General features: G+C 36.0%; 16 protein-coding genes and 1 riboswitch. Of the genes, 1 reads left to right on the forward strand and 15 read right to left on the reverse strand.

What is annotated here, in order from left to right; translation table 11 throughout:
- Positions 1–21: 21 nt before the first annotated feature.
- From LLS04_RS07640 to truB, 15 genes are all read right to left on the reverse strand, one after another.
- Positions 22–933, reverse strand: coding sequence for a hypothetical protein (locus tag LLS04_RS07640; protein ID WP_323611110.1), 912 nt, complete (start codon positions 931–933; stop codon positions 22–24).
- A gap of 43 nt (positions 934–976) precedes the next feature.
- Positions 977–2,164 carry a phosphopentomutase gene (locus LLS04_RS07645; RefSeq protein ID WP_323611111.1) on the reverse strand — a complete coding sequence of 396 codons (1,188 nt, stop codon included), beginning with the start codon at positions 2,162–2,164 and terminating at the stop codon, positions 977–979.
- On the reverse strand, positions 2,151–3,065 hold the full coding sequence (locus LLS04_RS07650) for a tyrosine-type recombinase/integrase (RefSeq protein ID WP_323611112.1): 915 nt from the start codon (positions 3,063–3,065) through the stop codon (positions 2,151–2,153). Before LLS04_RS07650 ends, LLS04_RS07645 begins: the two co-directional genes overlap by 14 nt.
- Positions 3,046–4,227 (reverse strand): DNA polymerase IV, encoded by a 1,182-nt coding sequence (dinB, locus tag LLS04_RS07655; RefSeq protein WP_323611117.1) that lies wholly within the window; start codon positions 4,225–4,227, stop codon positions 3,046–3,048. Before dinB ends, LLS04_RS07650 begins: the two co-directional genes overlap by 20 nt.
- A complete protein-coding gene (recN, locus tag LLS04_RS07660; RefSeq protein ID WP_323611118.1) occupies positions 4,215–5,870 on the reverse strand; it encodes a DNA repair protein RecN in 1,656 nt (551 codons plus the stop codon). The genes dinB and recN overlap by 13 nt, the downstream gene beginning before the upstream one ends.
- 15 nt (positions 5,871–5,885) lie before the next feature.
- Complete coding sequence (locus tag LLS04_RS07665; protein WP_323611119.1) at positions 5,886–7,664, reverse strand: 1-deoxy-D-xylulose-5-phosphate synthase N-terminal domain-containing protein; 1,779 nt, start codon at positions 7,662–7,664, stop codon at positions 5,886–5,888.
- Positions 7,665–7,676: 12 nt separating this feature from the next.
- Positions 7,677–8,516, reverse strand: coding sequence for a polyprenyl synthetase family protein (locus LLS04_RS07670; protein ID WP_323611120.1), 840 nt, complete (start codon positions 8,514–8,516; stop codon positions 7,677–7,679).
- Positions 8,509–8,718 (reverse strand): exodeoxyribonuclease VII small subunit, encoded by a 210-nt coding sequence (gene xseB / locus LLS04_RS07675; protein WP_123171450.1) that lies wholly within the window; start codon positions 8,716–8,718, stop codon positions 8,509–8,511. The genes LLS04_RS07670 and xseB overlap by 8 nt, the downstream gene beginning before the upstream one ends.
- Positions 8,711–10,201, reverse strand: a complete 1,491-nt coding sequence (gene xseA / locus LLS04_RS07680) for an exodeoxyribonuclease VII large subunit (protein ID WP_323611121.1) — start codon at positions 10,199–10,201, stop codon at positions 8,711–8,713. The genes xseB and xseA overlap by 8 nt, the downstream gene beginning before the upstream one ends.
- Complete coding sequence (locus LLS04_RS07685) at positions 10,198–10,596, reverse strand: transcription antitermination protein NusB (protein WP_248640538.1); 399 nt, start codon at positions 10,594–10,596, stop codon at positions 10,198–10,200. The genes xseA and LLS04_RS07685 overlap by 4 nt, the downstream gene beginning before the upstream one ends.
- Positions 10,597–10,640: 44 nt before the next feature.
- Entirely contained in the window at positions 10,641–10,970 is a 330-nt protein-coding gene (locus LLS04_RS07690; RefSeq protein WP_003773701.1) for an Asp23/Gls24 family envelope stress response protein, read from the reverse strand.
- A 90-nt stretch (positions 10,971–11,060) separates the two neighbouring features.
- On the reverse strand, positions 11,061–11,579 hold the full coding sequence (locus tag LLS04_RS07695; RefSeq protein WP_323611122.1) for a DUF4303 domain-containing protein: 519 nt from the start codon (positions 11,577–11,579) through the stop codon (positions 11,061–11,063).
- 12 nt (positions 11,580–11,591) lie between these two features.
- Positions 11,592–12,890: an RsmF rRNA methyltransferase first C-terminal domain-containing protein gene (locus tag LLS04_RS07700; RefSeq protein WP_323612140.1), complete on the reverse strand. Its 1,299-nt coding sequence runs from the start codon at positions 12,888–12,890 to the stop codon at positions 11,592–11,594.
- Complete coding sequence (locus tag LLS04_RS07705) at positions 12,874–13,812, reverse strand: bifunctional riboflavin kinase/FAD synthetase (RefSeq protein ID WP_323611123.1); 939 nt, start codon at positions 13,810–13,812, stop codon at positions 12,874–12,876. Before LLS04_RS07705 ends, LLS04_RS07700 begins: the two co-directional genes overlap by 17 nt.
- The gene (gene truB, locus LLS04_RS07710; protein ID WP_323611124.1) at positions 13,812–14,645 is read right to left on the reverse strand and encodes a tRNA pseudouridine(55) synthase TruB; all 834 of its coding nucleotides are present in this window, start codon (positions 14,643–14,645) and stop codon (positions 13,812–13,814) included. The genes LLS04_RS07705 and truB overlap by 1 nt, the downstream gene beginning before the upstream one ends.
- A gap of 100 nt (positions 14,646–14,745) precedes the next feature.
- Positions 14,746–14,912, forward strand: a riboswitch (Lysine riboswitch).
- A gap of 61 nt (positions 14,913–14,973) precedes the next feature.
- On the opposite strand from truB, the gene LLS04_RS07715 reads away from it, so the two are divergent.
- A complete protein-coding gene (locus LLS04_RS07715; protein WP_323611125.1) occupies positions 14,974–16,587 on the forward strand; it encodes an ABC transporter substrate-binding protein/permease in 1,614 nt (537 codons plus the stop codon).
- Position 16,588: the final 1 nt, after the last annotated feature.

The raw sequence follows: 16,588 nt of genomic DNA on the forward strand, positions 1-16,588 counted from the left end.
AACAAGATCCAAAAGATCTTGTTATTGTATTGCTTTACTGAGTTGATTCAGTCTTAATAAATAGGACTCAAGGTCGTGGTTTTGATAGGCATAAAGCATATTTTCAATCCCTTTAGGGTTGAGATAAACTAAAGCAGCAATATTATTGTTCTCGTCATAACCTACAATGGCTTCACCCTCTTCAGTATTTTCCCACTTTCGTTCTACCCGTGAGCAAAACGAACTGAATACATCTTGTGCCTTCATTGCAAAGAATTCACGATCTTTTATATAGGATTCTATAGTTGCACTCGGAACATAATATGCATCAACCAGTACCATATCATCCATATATATTGGAAATTCATGTCCATTTATTAATTTAAATTCTATAGATTGCGCATAATCTAAAGCTTCTTCAGTTTCATCAATTAGATCACGGTTATTTGATTGAAGTCTGATTTCAAGAGCTTTGTTGAAGTAGTGTTTAGCTTGCGTAAACTCATTCATTTCTAGTAAACACTTTGCGCGTTCATGGTAAATTCGATCCAGAGCTCCCGAAACATCACTTAAAAATTCATTGGCTTCAAGTGATTCGAAGAGTTCGATCGCAATCTCATAATATTTTAAGCACTTGAGCACAATCGCTTTATCGATGAGATTATTAATTTGAATTTCATAGTCTGTGGTTCCGTGTGCATAATCGATACACTTTTCTGTATAATAAAGAGCATCTTTATAGAGATGATTAAGTCGGTAAAGATACGCAAGATTGTGATTCAATGTATAACGTTCTAAAACGCTCAAATCCGCAACGAAAATGCGTTCTCCATCTCTTATCAGTTTCGTCACAGAATCTGGGTTATAAGCTTGTTCCCGCAAGTTTTGAAGTGGATCATAGAGTACATAACCCTTTATAACACTTACCGCATCACAAAAATCTACAAAATTCATAGACCCTCCTTTTTATAAAAAGCACCAGTTACCTGGCGCTGTATTATTTTAATTGATCAAGAACTGATGTACCGTACTCCGTAGGTTTTGCACCGAAATTATCTACAACGGTTGCACCTAAATCAGAGAAGGTATTATTTTTTTCTAACATACCCTTACCTTGTAATGAAGGAGAATAATAGAGAACGGGTACTTCTTCACGTGTGTGATCTGAGCCGGTGTGCGTTGGATCATTACCGTGATCAGCTGTAATAATAAGTAAATCACGATCACCAATATGTTGTAGTAAAGTACCGAGTTGCACATCGAAAGCTTCTAAGGCTTTACCGTAACCAATTGGATCACGACGGTGGCCATACATTGCATCAAAATCCACAAGATTTACAAACATAAATCCATTAAAATCATGGTCTTTAGTAATTCGGATTGTTTCTTCCATCCCGTGCTCATTACTCTTTGTACGGTATGACTCAGTAATCCCTTCGCCATCAAAAATGTCTGAAATTTTTCCGACACTGATAACATCATTACCGTTTTCCTTAAGTGAATCTAAAGCAGTTTTCCCAAAAGGTTTAAGCGCATAGTCATGACGGTTTGAAGTGCGTTTGAAAGCACCTTTGCCCTCACCCACAAATGGACGAGCAATGACGCGACCAACTTTCCATTCGTCCTTCATTGTCAATTCACGAGCAATTTCACAGCATCGATAAAGTTCATCAAGTCCAAAAACATCTTCGTGCGCTGCAATTTGAAGTACAGAATCAGCAGAAGTATAGACGATCATCTTTTTCGTCGCCATGTGTTCTTCACCCAACTCATCTAAAATTTCAGTACCACTTGCTGCTTTATTACCGATAATTTCATAACCCGTACGTTCTTGAAGTTCGTCTAAAAGTTCTTTCGGAAAACCAGTTTCGGTAAATGTGATAAATGGGTTTTCAATATAGAGTCCCATCATTTCCCAATGACCTGTCATCGTATCCTTACCATTCGAAGCCTCAATCATTTTTGTATAGTATGCTTTAGGTTCCGATACCGGTGAAACACCTTTAATATTATGCAAATTACCGAGTCCAAGTTGCTCAAGGTTAGGCATATTTAAACCATTCATTGCGTCCGCAATATGGCCTAAAGTGTCTGTACCTACATCGCCAAATTTCGCAGCATCATGTGCTGCTCCGGCTCCAACTGAATCCATCACTACTGTAATAATTCGATCAAATTTCTTCATCTCTATTCCCTCCTTGATTCGAAAAACCACCTTTTAAAAACTGATCATACTCTCGTTTTAATGTTTTTTTATTGACGTGAGTATAAATCTGGGTTGTTGAGATATCTTGATGACCGAGGAGTTCTTGAATAATACGCAAGTCTACGCCTGTGTCTAAGATAGCTGTTGCGAAACTATGTCGCAAAGTATGCGCTGAAATAGGAGTTAAAATTCCCATTTCTTTACATCTAGATTTTATCATAGAATCAATGTATTGTCTTGATATTCCCTTGCCTTTTGCGTTAATAAATATTTGCTCTGTTGGTTGAATCATCCACTGCGGACGAATTACATTTATATATTCACTTAAGCCATCAATGGCATCAATAGATAAAGGAATCATGCGTTCTTTATTTCCTTTACCTAGAATTCGTAACCATTTTTGATCAAGATACACTTGCGAAAACTCGAGATGAACACATTCTGAAACACGCAAACCACATCGATAAAGCAGCAATAGAATCGCGTAATCCATAAAGTCTTTTCCAGTGACTCGATCAAAAGAAAAAAGTTTACGGATCGTATCATCTGAAACAATTGTAGGCAAACGTGTCCCTTTGTTTTTAAGTGAAACAAATGCTGTTGGATCATGTTGCAATTGACCACTGTTCAGTAAATATTGATGAAACTGACGTATCACTACAATCTTATGCTGTATTGTTGATGCGGCATAGTCATTCTTTATATCATCAATATATTTTCGAATTACTTCAGCATCAACAGATTCAAGTGATGAAACTGATTCGTGCTCTAAATACTCAATATACTGATTTAAGTCATTTCGATAAGATGCAACGGTTAATGCTGCTTTAGGGTCAATAAATTGGAGGTAGTGAATAAAATCATTGGCTTTGTTTTTCATGACTTTGCTCCTTAAGAACAGATCGAGTCGTCTTAAAAAGATCATGGTTAAGTTCCTTATTAAGTCGCTGGATGATGTCATTGACCGTAATTTCATCCAAATCATCAAAGATATTTAACTGTTCAATTATTTCATCTTTAGGCAATAAGTTTGTCATTGTTACTGAAACGAAAGATACGCCGCCTTCCCCTTCAAATTCATCATATAAACTCATAAGCCTCTCGAAAACTAAATTTTGATCTCTTGTATATTCCTCAAAAGTGAAGGAACGGGTTGCCGTTTTATAATCATCGAGTCGAATTGAGAATGAAAGCGTCTTTCCAACAACATCTTGACGTTCCATCCGGAGCATTACTTCAACCAATTCATTTAAGATCGCATTGCGAATCTCATCAAGATCAGTCATCGCATCCTTAAATGTTTTCGATTGACCGATTGATTTCATGGTCACATCAGTATCGATCACTGAGTGATCATATCCATTTGCTTTTTGCACAAAATTTTGTGCATTGACTCCCAAAATGCTCTTAAGATGATCGGGATTAAAACAAGCAAGGTCCCCAATAGTCTCGATACCCATTTGTTTTAATTTAGGCACCGTTTTTTGACCAATTCCGTGCATTGATTCAATCGGAAGCGGCCATAATTTTTGTGATACTTCACGAATTCTAAGTACTGTAATACCACGAGGTTTTTGCATGTCGCTCGCCATCTTAGCTAGAAATTTATTTGGCGCTACACCAATAGAAATGGGAAGTCGCAATGCTTCCCAGATATTTTTCTGAATTTCAACGGCAAGATCAAGTGGCTTCTCATATTTTTTTATAACCTCTGTCATATCAACATAACATTCATCAATACTCGCAGGTTGCATAACAGCAGAATAAGAACGAATAATATTCATAAATTTAACCGATAACTCTTGATACAACTCAAAATCAACTTCAATGACTTCCAAATTAGGGCAAAGACGTTTGGCATGTGCAAGTGGCATTGCGGAATTAACGCCAAATGAGCGCGCCTCATAGGATGCAGTCGTAACAACAGATCCTCGTTGGTTACTACAAACAACTACAGGTTTTCCATATAGACTTGAATCTGTAATGAGATGAGCACTTGCATAAAACGCGTTAATATCTATATGAAATATTACTTGTGCCATTTTAATTGTTGACCTTCCTTTAGAAGTTCTTGAGCAGATTTTAACGATGCACCGGTATCATTACCCGACATAATTAACGCCATCTGGTGAATTCGATCTTGCCCTGTTATTTCCTTAATATCGGTCACAACGTCATCTTCGAATTCTGATTTAGATATAAGATAATGATGATCCGCACACGCTGCAACCGCCGCTAAATGGGATATCGTCAACACTTGAGATGTCTGAGAAAGACTACTCATTTTCGAACCAATTTTAAGCGCAACACGTCCACTAACACCTGTATCGATTTCATCAAAAATAATTGTAGAAACCCCATAAATCGAACTGAAAATCGTTTTAAGTCCTAACATCAATCGAGAAAGCTCCCCACCACTTGCAACACGTTCTAATGGTGATGGCATAATCCCTTTATTCATCGATACGAGAAAATGTGCAGATTCCGCACCATCAGCTGTTAATTCTGAATTTTCAAGTGCAATTACAAATTGAGCATTTTCAAGTAATAAGTCATCAAGTTGCTCGATAATAGCATGTTCCAGATCACTTTTCGCTTGAATTCTGGTTTCAGAAAGGCTACGGGCCGCTTCGAGCAGTTGATCATACATTGCCTTAATCTCATTCTCTAAATCAGTTTTAAAATCATCGAAATGTTCTGCTTGTTCAATCTGTTGGATAAGCGCATCTTGCTTCTTAAATACACCTTCAAGAGATCCATATTTACGAATTAATTGATCATATTGATAAACACGATCTTGTAAAAGATTGTATTCATACTCATCAAAAACAAGACTACTGTTATAACGAACTAACTCGTCGCGAATATCCTCCACTTCATAATAGACGTTTTTAAAACGTTCCTGAAGATTTTTATCGGGTAAAGAATCAATGGTATCTAAAAATTCATAAAGACGGCCAACGACACCCTGCTCTCCATCCAATGTTTCTTCGAGATCGTTCACAAACGATTTTGTTTTTTCAAAATTCGTAAGCATTTCAAGACTTTCCTTTATTGAATGATAGTCATCAATGCTTGGATTTAAATCATGTATCTCTTTAAGTTGAAAACTTGCGAATGCAATTTCATCAGGATTAATATTACTGTTTTCCAGATTTCTTAAACGCATTTGTGCTTCTTGATATTTCCTGAATAATTCATTGTAATACAAACGTTCCGTTTCATTTTGGGCAAATTCATCGAGTAATTTCAAATGGTTTTTAGGGTTCAGTAGATATTGTGTCTCATGTTGAGAATGAATATCGAGTACACCATCCAAGCACGATTTAACCGTCGATAGATTAACAACACGGTGGTTTATTTTACAGATACTACGCCCTTCAAGATTCATTTCTCTTGAAATAACAGCGTACTCATCATCTTCTTCATACAAATTAAAAACGACGAGTTTCTTTTTAAGATTTATTGCTTTTTCAAGGTCAAAAGCAACTTCTACACGTGCACTTTTACCGTTTTTTCCGACAACAGATGCACTGCTACGCTGTCCCGAGACAAAATTTAATGCATCAACGAGAAGCGATTTACCTGCACCAGTTTCACCAGTGAAAACGTTGAAACGATCTGAAAAATCAACCGATATATGATGAATCAAAACAAAATTATCTATCGTTAAATGAGTAAGCATGGTATTCCTCCTTTACTATTGAAAATAATCGAAAACATTATTTATATGAATCTTTTGAGATGATTTCGCATCTTTTGAAGTCTTGTTTAAATGGAGACATGAGACATGTAAATTGATACATTCATTATCTGCTTTTAACTGATGAAGATTTTGAATAATATTTTGATAAAGAACGCTTTTTGTACTTTCTACGTCATAAACTACGATCTTAAGCTTATATGCAATAATTTTTTCTAAAATATCGTGATCCACAGATAAAATCTCAGAACAATTAATCAATCCAAGATCTAACTGATTGGCATCAATTCTTTGCTTAAGAGAGTGAATGGATGGACCAAAAGACAGGATAACCCCTGTGCTTTCCTTACTAAAATCATTTTCAATGTGCCATCCCCTTACCGGAGTTAAAGCAGTTTCCGGCACAACGTACTCAAGACCTGATGGAACTCTTAAAACACTAATTTGTGGTTCTTGAATTACCTGTTCTAAAATGGAAATCGTATCAACTATTGATTTCCCCATATACACTTTAAAGTGTGCAAGGTTTGCAAAAACACCTAAATCAAAAATACCTTGTCGGTATGTATCACCTTCCGGACTAAGACCAGAATCATTCACAATTATAGTAATTGGACACTGCTTGATCGAAAATTGGTTTCGAAGTTGCAACACGACGCCATCGACTTGAGAGGCGTGAATTGAAATAATAACGTGTTTTCCTTCTTGAACAAGACCGTGTGCAATTGCTACTAAAGCCTGCGTTGAACCCGATGTTGCAATAAAGTGATCAGGTCTTGTCAGTGCAAAGGTCGGCAAATAGTCTTTTAACTTGTAAGTATCCGCAAGAACATATAAATCTGGATCATCTTGAGCAATATCTGTTAATTGATAATCAATTGCTTCTAAATACGTATGATAATTCTCTGCTCGATCATGGTCCGTTTTAAAGGTTGGAAATTCAAGTTTGCGTTGTTTTTTATTCTTTAAGCGCGTTTGTACATGAATTACATGAGGACCTTTATATTTTTTTGATAATTCAAACACACGAATTAACTCTTTAAGATTTTGGCCATCCATAGGTCCCTGGTAATCCACACCAAATTGTTTAAATATTGTGGGTTCCAATACAGTTTCTTTGACCGCATCTCGTATTTTAGTAAGCGTCGCAAGGATTGGTCGACTAATAGGATTAGAATCCAGGAGTGATTTCATATCTTTTTTTAAACCGGTATACGTTTTACTGATGCGAATTGATTTGATTAACGCATCCATCGAACTGTAATGTCTTAAAAGCGATTGTTGTTCATCAATGAGGATAATGGTTAGATTGGGTTTAAAGCGACTTATTTGAACCAACGACTCATAAGTAATGCCATAATTCAAAGCATAATCATTGAGAACAATAACATTATTAACATCTGGATGTTCAATAGCATATGCAAGTGCCACACCCAACCCTTCCCCAGGTTTTCCACCACTATAACGATCCATTGGATTTTGATCATCTAAATACATTGAACCAGAATTTCTAAGCAACAAGTCTTCGGATCTACCTGTAAGAATTTTATGAACCATGACTTGCTTACCACCATCGAAAATGATATTGTCATGGTTTAAATCAAAAACATGATGGAGCGCAAGTGTTGTTTCAAGTACATTGATATTTTCAATAATTGTATCTACTTCATATCGTGTTTTTGACGCAAGAAAAACAGCGATTTCATCACTGAGTTTTTCTAATTCATCAACGGTTAACGACGTAAAATCATACGATTTGCTAAATTGTTCAAACAAGAGACGTGCCTCCTATAATTCGCGACTCATCATTTCATCAATAATCTGTTTCAGATTTCCATTTTCAATATTCATTTGTTTTAATAAATCTTTAATATTTGAAAAATACGATTCCGTTAAAGTGTGGGCTTGCTCTACACCAAGTAGACTAACCACGGTTGTTTTATCACGATCGGCATCACTTTGATTACTCTTTCCAATTTGCTCAGATGTCTTCGTAACTTCAAGAAGATCATCTTGGAATTGGAAGGCAACTCCGAGAGTCAGACCTAAATCATGCGCAAGTTTTTGATATGAATCTTTACCTGAAATTACGGCTGCCATTTCAAATGCCCCTGCAAATAAACATCCTGTTTTAAGATTATAACAAGCAACTAAATCATCAATATGATCGATATGATCATCGATATCCAATTCTTGACCTAAAATCATTCCATTATTACCCGCATTTCGAGCTAAAATTTCAAGACACTTCCCAACAACATCCGAATCCAAAGAAGACTGTGATAAGGCTGTAAAGGCTCCTGTTAAGAGTGCATCACCGGCAAGAATTGCAACGCCCTCACCAAACACTTTATGATTGGTTGGTTTAAAACGGCGTAAATCATCATCATCCATAGCTGGTAGATCATCATGTACAAGAGAATAAGTATGAACCATCTCAAGAGCACATGCTGGATTTAGACCTAGTTTATAATCACATCCAAAATCCTCAAGCATCGCCAGTAAAAGACGCGGTCTCAATCGTTTTCCACCACTCATCAACGAATACGTCATAGCTTCTCTAACAACAGATGTTTTTGGATAATACTCTAAAATCGCATCTAAACGCGCATCAATATCTTTAATCATTTTGTTCCCCTTGGTGTTTTTGAACTAACGCTTTAACTTGATTTTCATAACCACTTAAGCGTTCCTGACATTGCTTGGATAAATTAAGACCTTCCTCGAAAAGAACGATTGCTTGATCAAGAGGTAAACTATCCTTCTCTAATTCATTTGCAATTTCCGCAAGACGCGCCATTGCAATTTCAAAATTAAAATCTTTATTCATCTTTGGACTCCTTACTGATGACTTGTGTTAGCACAAATCCATCTCTAAATTCTAATTGAATTCGATCATCAACATTAACGGACTCAGCATTCACAACATGGATATCATTTACACGTGGAATGATATAACCCTGGTTTAAATTTCGTTGAATTACATCGAGTGGTGAACGATACTTTAATGATTTAAGTATATCGTTTAAACGCTCTTTTTTCAAGTTCAACCCGCGTTCCATAATTGAATAAAAACGTTCATCATACTGCTGAATCATTCCTTGATTTTGCTTAATACTACGATCAATATACTGCGAATAAAAGTCAAAACGACTTCGCATCATCTCAACCTTTTGAAGTGATTGAGTCATCTTCTGTTGAATTGTCGCAGAACTCAAACCGAGATATTGATTTATAATATTAGACGAGTTGTTATATTTCAGTAATAATGAATTTTCCATACGATTCGATATTAATGCAAGCATTCGTTTTGATTCATCAAATAGAACTTGTTGATGTGTAATCCGTACGGTTAAGGTATCTAATTTTTGTTGTTTACGTTCAACAAAAAGCACCGGATCTTTTAAAGCACTACTTTGAATCAACGATGTATAATCACCTGAACGTCGAAGATATTTATTTCGTACCGCAAGGTAATACTGGTTTTTATAATCACGAATCATCGCTTGCATCTCAACCCAGTTTGGTGTCGCTGCAACAGCTGCAGCAGTGGGCGTTGCAGCTCGATAATCTGAAACAAAATCGGATAAAGTAACATCACTTTCATGTCCAATACCAGAGATTATTGGAATTTCACTTTTAAAAATTGCTTCAACCACTTCAGGTGTATTAAAAGCCCAGAGATCTTCAATTGATCCCCCACCACGTCCTAAAATAATCGTATCTGCTTGTTCATGATGTGCTCTTTGAATTTGTTGTACCAAACTTTTAGAGGCATTGTCTCCTTGGACATAGGCTAACAAATCAATTTGCTTGGCAATTGGCCATCGTTCTTGGAGTGTACGGGTAATATCAGCATAAGCTGCACTGTTTTCACCAACAATAACAGCGATTCGTTGCGGATATTTAGGGATTTTTTTACGATGTTTGGGATTAAAATATCCACGATCTTCAAAATCTTTTTTCAATTTTTCAAATTGAATATACAAGTCACCCAAACCATCAAGATTCATACGATCAGCATAGATTTGGACAGTGCCCGTATCGGTATAAACCTCACAGCGTCCAAAGATGACAACTTTATCACCATCTTTAGGTCTGAATAATACTTTGCTTGCACTTCGTCGGAACATAGCACAAGTAATTCTACTTTTATCATCCTTGAGGGAAAAATAAAAATGCCCACTATGATGTGCTTTAAAATTCGAAAGCTCACCGACTAATGCGACATTCTTAAAAGAAGGATGTTGATCAATAACACCTTTTAATTCATTAACAAATTCTGTAACCGTAATTACATCCTGAGTTATCATAGTGCATCAATGACTCCATTAATTAATTTATAAGATTCCTCATCTGAAAAATCTTTAGCAAGATTAACCGCTTCATTAACAATAACAACTTTATCTTGATAACCGAGTTCTAATTCAGCACAAGCCATTAGAAGAATCGCTTGTTCAATAAATCCTAAACGGTCAAAACGCCATTTCGTTAAATAATGATCGATTGCTCGCGAATAAATATCTTTACGTGCTTCTACATTCATCACCACTTGTAACATTTCATCCTGAAGATTGAAATCTTGAATAAATGTGCCAACTTCTGATACGAAGCGATTATCTTCAAGAACCTCTTGCATGGATTGTTCTCTCAAGAGATGAATATAAATTGCTGACATTGCATTTTGTCGTTCGTTATATCGCGACATTACCATAAAAAAACCTCCACAGTAAAAGAAGCAGACTCCTGCTTCTAATTAAACTTAAATCCTACAACGTTAATGTTGATTGAAGTATTACTGAAATCAACCATTAATTCAATGTTGCGTTGCAAATCATTTTGTAATGCACGACATACACGTTCAACATCTTTACCATATTTTACGCGTACTTTAAGATCGACATTAACATGACCGTTTTCATTTGAAACAATCAATGATTTTTTACCTGATCCATCTTCAAAAAAGATAGCATCATTTTCATTCACTGTAATCTGAACAATATGATTAATAACATTGTTCGAAATTGCAATTTGACCAAGACCAGTCTTCTCATTTTGAATTAAGACATATTCATTTGACATATTTATCACCTACTAAACTAATTATAACAGAAAAAAAATCTAAACAAAAGCAAGAACACAAAAGGTTTAACAATTATCTCTTAAGACGGCTCAAATGACCATTTTTTCTTCGATGCGTTTGATTCGATCTAATGAAATACTATGCGGCTCTTCCTCCGCTTTACAAAGAATTGAAAAGCAGTCACATTTCGGAATCATATCATACGTTTCAGTGTCTTTAAACTCAATTAAGCATGCTGTAATTATATCCAGATACGTCTCAAAATTTTGACTAAAATAATGTTCATATAAATCTTCATTTAATGGACACATCGATGCGAAAGCTTGATAATGCCACTCATTCGTCATGAACTTTAACCTTTCGATTGCATCGTTTTGATTATATTGATCATTTTGACTTTGGATACGATACTGCAGTAATTTCTTTTTAAAATCAAAATCTGTATTGAGAGAAATGCTTAGCATTCCATTTTGAGAGTTCACATCTACAGCCATGGCATAAAATTCCATCGATGCATTGTCAATAATAAAATGTTTCATATTTTCCTCAAGAAATAATGCAGTTTCTTTTTTGAGATTGGCAATTGCCGTGCGCTTACTTACAACCATGTTTCCCTCCCTTTATTTATAGGATTCAAATTTATTGCGTAATCCCTTAGGATAACGATTATTCCCTTTTTTTCCATCACCTTTGACAAAACCTAAAACATGACCCTGATATGTAACACAATGAATTCCTTTTATTGTCGTATCAATAGGATGTCCATACAGATAGCGATAAGCTGTCTCCAAATCTAATTCGAGCTGTTCAAAAACATCTGTAAAATTAAGTGATTGAGCAAGTGTATGACTATATTCAATACGGTTTTTCTTAATTTCTCCGATATAAACACCATCACGCGTTATATGGAGGGGTTCATTAAGAAAACCTCGATGACGAAGTCCATAAATTTTACCTGATTTTTCTTGTATATTTCCAACCAACTTCCGATCAAAACAATTAAAAGATGTTGGTTCATCGATACCGAAGTTTAGAAGATGACGGCTTGTATTCTCTTTATATACGCGAATTCGAGCTATAAAATGCCCTTCACCATCTTTGGAAGGAAAATAACGGGCAACTTGTTCACCTAACCCAAGATATCCACTACTTTTCTCAGATAGGTCTACCGGTTCTAATTGACACTTTGGATGTTCCTCCAAAAAAGAAAGAATAACTCGTTCATTTTCGTGAAAATTTAAAGTACATGTTGAATAGACAATCACACCACCATCGACACATGCCCTAAAAGCATTTTCGAGCAGCTGTTTTTGTAGTCGACTAAAACGGAGGGCTTCAGAATTTTTAAACTCAAGGGCAAAATCAGGAGTACGACGATATAGACCTTCACCACTACATGGTGCATCCAATAACACTTTATCAAAGGTATTATTAAGCTTATCTACCAATTCATCCGTATCCATTTGTGTAACAACGCCACGTTCGGAACCCCATCGATCATAATTATGTTGTAATTTTATATTACGTTTGGAATCAATTTCATTACTTATTAGGAACCCTGTTGTTAATGCACTTAGAATTTGTGTCGTTTTACCACCCGGTGCGGCACACAAATCCAGAACAATGTCATTAGGCTCAACCCTTAACGCACTGACCGGTGTTGTCGCTGTAGGGTCTTGAATATAGTAGCATCCTGCATGACTTAAAGGATGTGTTACTGTCTTTGCATAATCATCGGGTATTAGAATTGTAGCATCGATACGTGAAGCTGTTCCACTAAAAGGTAAAACACATGGTTTTAATGGGTTCAGTCTTAATCCATGAACAGAATCCATTTGGTATGCCGCTATAATTTTTTGATATTGTGGTTCACCAAATGATTCGATGAGCATTTTTTGATAATCAGCCGTTAGTTTCATCAAGGATCGATCTCGCTTCTTTTACATCACGATGCATTTGTTCGACAAGTGTTTCAATGGAATCAAATTTCAATTCATCACGAAGACGCTTCACAAAGGATTGTTTAATTACTTCACCATAAATATCTTCGTCAAAATCAAGAATGTATGTTTCAAGAGATAAATGTTCCGTTGTATTAAAAGTTGGATTATGACCAATATTTATGACCGATTGATACATTGTTCCCTTAACCTCTACAAAACCTGCATATACACCTTGTTTTGGTATAACATATTCGTCTACTACATCCATATTAGCCGTAGGAAAACCAATTTCTCGCCCACGATGTTGACCACCCACAACAAATCCACTTATTGAATAAAGTCTTCCTAATAAGTCATTTGCCTGTTGTACATCACCATTCAAAATCGCTTGTGTAATTGCCGTCGTGCCGATTTTCTGTTCATTCGCGTGATCTAAAGGGACAACATGGGTATCAAAATAATAATGCCCAAGTGCCTCTAAATCATCAACAGACCCTTCACCACGATATCCAAATTTATAATCTGCTCCACAGATAAGTGTCTTAACATTGAGAGGCACAAGGATTTTCTCTATAAACTCTAGGGGTGATAATTTTGATAAATCCTTCGTAAATTCAATGGTAATCAAATAATCAATACCTAAAGATTCCGCAATACGAACTTTTTCTTTAATTGGTGTTAGATGTTTTACATGAGATTTATTATGAATCACAGTCCAAGGATCTGGATCAAATGTTATAAGTGCTGTATCATAATTAAACTCATGCGCTATCTTTTTTGCTTCATTAATTAAAATTTGATGACCTCGATGTAAGCCATCAAAATAACCAATGCATGCTGCGAGTTGATGATCATTACGATGAAGTTGTAGATAATCTCGTATTGTAATTTGTTTCATTACCAAAGTCCTCTTACTGATTTAAATGTTGTTTCATGTTCTCGTTCGTATACGGCATAATAAGTGCCTGTATCAATAAGAACTTGATCTTCTTCAATATCTAATTTAAGTCTCTTTCCATTTTTAACGTAATCCTCCATGCGGGGGTTTACGATTTTTGGTAAAGCAATTGTATCTTTTACAGATATCAACTTAGTTTCAGGCGTCAACGCTTCTAAAGTCAAAGCATTCTCAAGCGTATAAGGTCCTACCTGTTCGCGTTCTAGAGCCGACATCGTACCCAGCGTACCCAACAACATACCAATATCTTCGCAAAGGGTACGAATATAAGTACCGTTTGACACGAACGCTCTGAATTCAATCTCATCACCTTCAAGACCAATAAGTTCCAAATTATAAATTGTTATGTCTGTGTAGAGTTGTTTAACCTCTTCATCATTGAACACATACTCATAGGATTTTTTACCATTTATTTTTTTTGCGGAAACTTTCGGAACGCGTTGTGTTTGAGGGCCCGTAAGTTTCTCAAAACATGCCAAAACATCTTCTCTCGAATATTGCGGTATAGACGCTTGTTCTTCTACCGCTCCCCAAATATCACCGGTTGAAGTCTTCATACCCAACTTACATTTCCCTCGATACGTTTTGTCATTTAAACCTAAATAAGGAAGTGCTTTCGTTGCTTGATTCACTGCTAACACTAAAACACCTGTGGCCATTGGATCTAAAGTTCCACTATGCCCTACTTTCACTTTTAATAATTTTCGCACTTTCGCTACCACATCAAACGATGTCATTTCTTGTGGTTTGTTAATACATAAGATACCGTCCATAAGAACCTCATTTCTACCTATAAATTATATAGGTTTTTCACAATTAGTCAAAACCAAACTTGACTTAATTTCACTGAGTGATATGATTAGTCTATTAAAAGACAATATTAGAGGTAGCGATGCAGATAAGTATGTATTGGAGCTTGCAGGCTTTGAAGATACAAAAAGGCAACCATCGCCGAACGGTAAAAACCGCAAATTTTTACTGTGGGGTTATAGGAAACACCTATAACACTCCTTCCTTAGTGAAGTGGAGCTAGACTATCCTTATTTCAATATGGACCTCTAGCGTGGGTCTTTTTTGTTTATTTTTAGGAGGAGACATGTTATGCAGAGCAAAAACATGAAAAAAGTATTACTTTTATTTCTAGTTCTATTAACCATTACTGGTTGTACGAACTCAGGTCATCGACAGGATGATTTAGTGGTTGGAATGGAATGTAACTATGCCCCATTCAACTGGACACAATCTACAGAAACAGAATTTACAGAACCCTTATCCGATGGTCATAGTTATTGTGATGGTTATGATGTTCAAATGGCTCGTCATATCGCTAAAGAACTCGATCGTAATTTAGTCATCAAAGAACACGCGGTATTTAAAGGATTACTCGAATCCGCTAAAGTTGGTGATATTGATCTTATTATTGCAGGAATGACAAACACAGAAGAACGTCGTCAAGAAGTTGATTTTACTGATGTGTACTATACAAGTCAAATGGTACTCGTAACCAAGAAAAACAGTCCTTATGCAGATGCAAAAACACTTCAAGATTTCTCGGGTGCTCATGTATCAGCACAAATTGGTACGATGCATGATCAACTTGTGGATCAAATTCCTGATGTAAAGCATGGTGTACCACTTGAGTCATTTCCGTTTTTAACAACCGCTGTCAATAATAATGCGATTGATGCATTTGTTTCCGAAAAACCTGTTGCACTTGCAATCACAAGTAGTAACCCAAACTTATCAATTGTTGAGTTTGAAGGAAATAATGGTTTTATCGTAGACGCAGAAGAAGTTACTGTTTCTATTGGTATTGCGAAAGGAAATGATAAACTCCTTAGTGATGTAAATAATGCATTAAGCAAGTTATCACCTGAACAACGTGATGTAATGATGTCTGACGCTATCAAGCGCCAACCAAGTTCTAATGAAGACCAAACAAAACTAATGCCAAGTGGATTCTTCGCAGGGGTCGGTTTCCTTATTCAAAATAATTGGAAATTATTCTTAAATGGATTAGGTATCACATTGCTTATTGCCTTAACAGGTACCTCTTTCGGTTTAATTATCGGTCTCTTTATTGCTGGCTTACGACAAATTAAAATTAGTGACCGCGATAAAGGTATCACACGACTCTTTAAACGTATCATGAATGTCATTGTAACCGCATATGTTCAGTATTTACGTGGAACTCCAATGATGGTTCAAGGAATCTTAATTTATTATGGATTACGTGGATTAGAGGTTGCCATTTCACCACTTACTGCAGGGATTATCATTATATCGATTAATACCTCTGCTTATATGTCTGAAATTATTCGTGCTGGTATTCAAGCCATCGACAAAGGTCAAAATGAAGCTGCACGTTCACTTGGAATGACGGAAGCACAAACATTACGCTATGTAATCTTACCGCAAGCGATTCGAAACGCTATTCCAGCTATTGGGAATGAATTTGTTGTTAATATCAAAGATTCATCCGTATTAAATGTAATTACCGTTTCCGAACTATTCTTCCAAGGGAATCGTCTCACAGGTATTTATTACCGACAAATGGAACCATTCTTTATTGTTTCACTCATTTATCTAGTCCTTACAATTTGTTCAACTCAAATCTTGAATATGATTGAAAAAAGAATGGATGCACCAAAAGGAAGTTATCCCGCATCAGTTACCCATAAAGTTCATTTTGGTAAAAAAGAAGGAGGTAATTAAC

The sequence above is a fragment of the Erysipelothrix enhydrae genome, from assembly GCF_035066605.1.
GTDB lineage: Bacteria > Bacillota_I > Bacilli_A > Erysipelotrichales > Erysipelotrichaceae > Erysipelothrix > Erysipelothrix amsterdamensis.

Excerpts from the sequence above, each read along its gene's own strand:
- dinB (WP_323611117.1), bottom strand. The coding sequence starts at position 4,227 with ATGGCACAAGTAATATTTCATATAGATATTAACGCGTTTTATGCAAGT.
- LLS04_RS07670 (WP_323611120.1), bottom strand. The coding sequence starts at position 8,516 with ATGATTAAAGATATTGATGCGCGTTTAGATGCGATTTTAGAGTATTAT.
- xseB (WP_123171450.1), bottom strand. The coding sequence starts at position 8,718 with ATGAATAAAGATTTTAATTTTGAAATTGCAATGGCGCGTCTTGCGGAA.
- xseA (WP_323611121.1), bottom strand. The coding sequence starts at position 10,201 with ATGATAACTCAGGATGTAATTACGGTTACAGAATTTGTTAATGAATTA.
- LLS04_RS07685 (WP_248640538.1), bottom strand. The coding sequence starts at position 10,596 with ATGTCGCGATATAACGAACGACAAAATGCAATGTCAGCAATTTATATT.
- LLS04_RS07705 (WP_323611123.1), bottom strand. The coding sequence starts at position 13,812 with ATGAAACAAATTACAATACGAGATTATCTACAACTTCATCGTAATGAT.
- truB (WP_323611124.1), bottom strand. The coding sequence starts at position 14,645 with ATGGACGGTATCTTATGTATTAACAAACCACAAGAAATGACATCGTTT.
- LLS04_RS07695 (WP_323611122.1), bottom strand. The coding sequence starts at position 11,579 with ATGGTTGTAAGTAAGCGCACGGCAATTGCCAATCTCAAAAAAGAAACT.
- LLS04_RS07650 (WP_323611112.1), bottom strand. The coding sequence starts at position 3,065 with ATGAAAAACAAAGCCAATGATTTTATTCACTACCTCCAATTTATTGAC.
- recN (WP_323611118.1), bottom strand. The coding sequence starts at position 5,870 with ATGCTTACTCATTTAACGATAGATAATTTTGTTTTGATTCATCATATA.
- LLS04_RS07700 (WP_323612140.1), bottom strand. The coding sequence starts at position 12,890 with ATGAAACTAACGGCTGATTATCAAAAAATGCTCATCGAATCATTTGGT.
- LLS04_RS07640 (WP_323611110.1), bottom strand. The coding sequence starts at position 933 with ATGAATTTTGTAGATTTTTGTGATGCGGTAAGTGTTATAAAGGGTTAT.
- LLS04_RS07690 (WP_003773701.1), bottom strand. The coding sequence starts at position 10,970 with ATGTCAAATGAATATGTCTTAATTCAAAATGAGAAGACTGGTCTTGGT.
- LLS04_RS07715 (WP_323611125.1), top strand. The coding sequence starts at position 14,974 with ATGCAGAGCAAAAACATGAAAAAAGTATTACTTTTATTTCTAGTTCTA.
- LLS04_RS07645 (WP_323611111.1), bottom strand. The coding sequence starts at position 2,164 with ATGAAGAAATTTGATCGAATTATTACAGTAGTGATGGATTCAGTTGGA.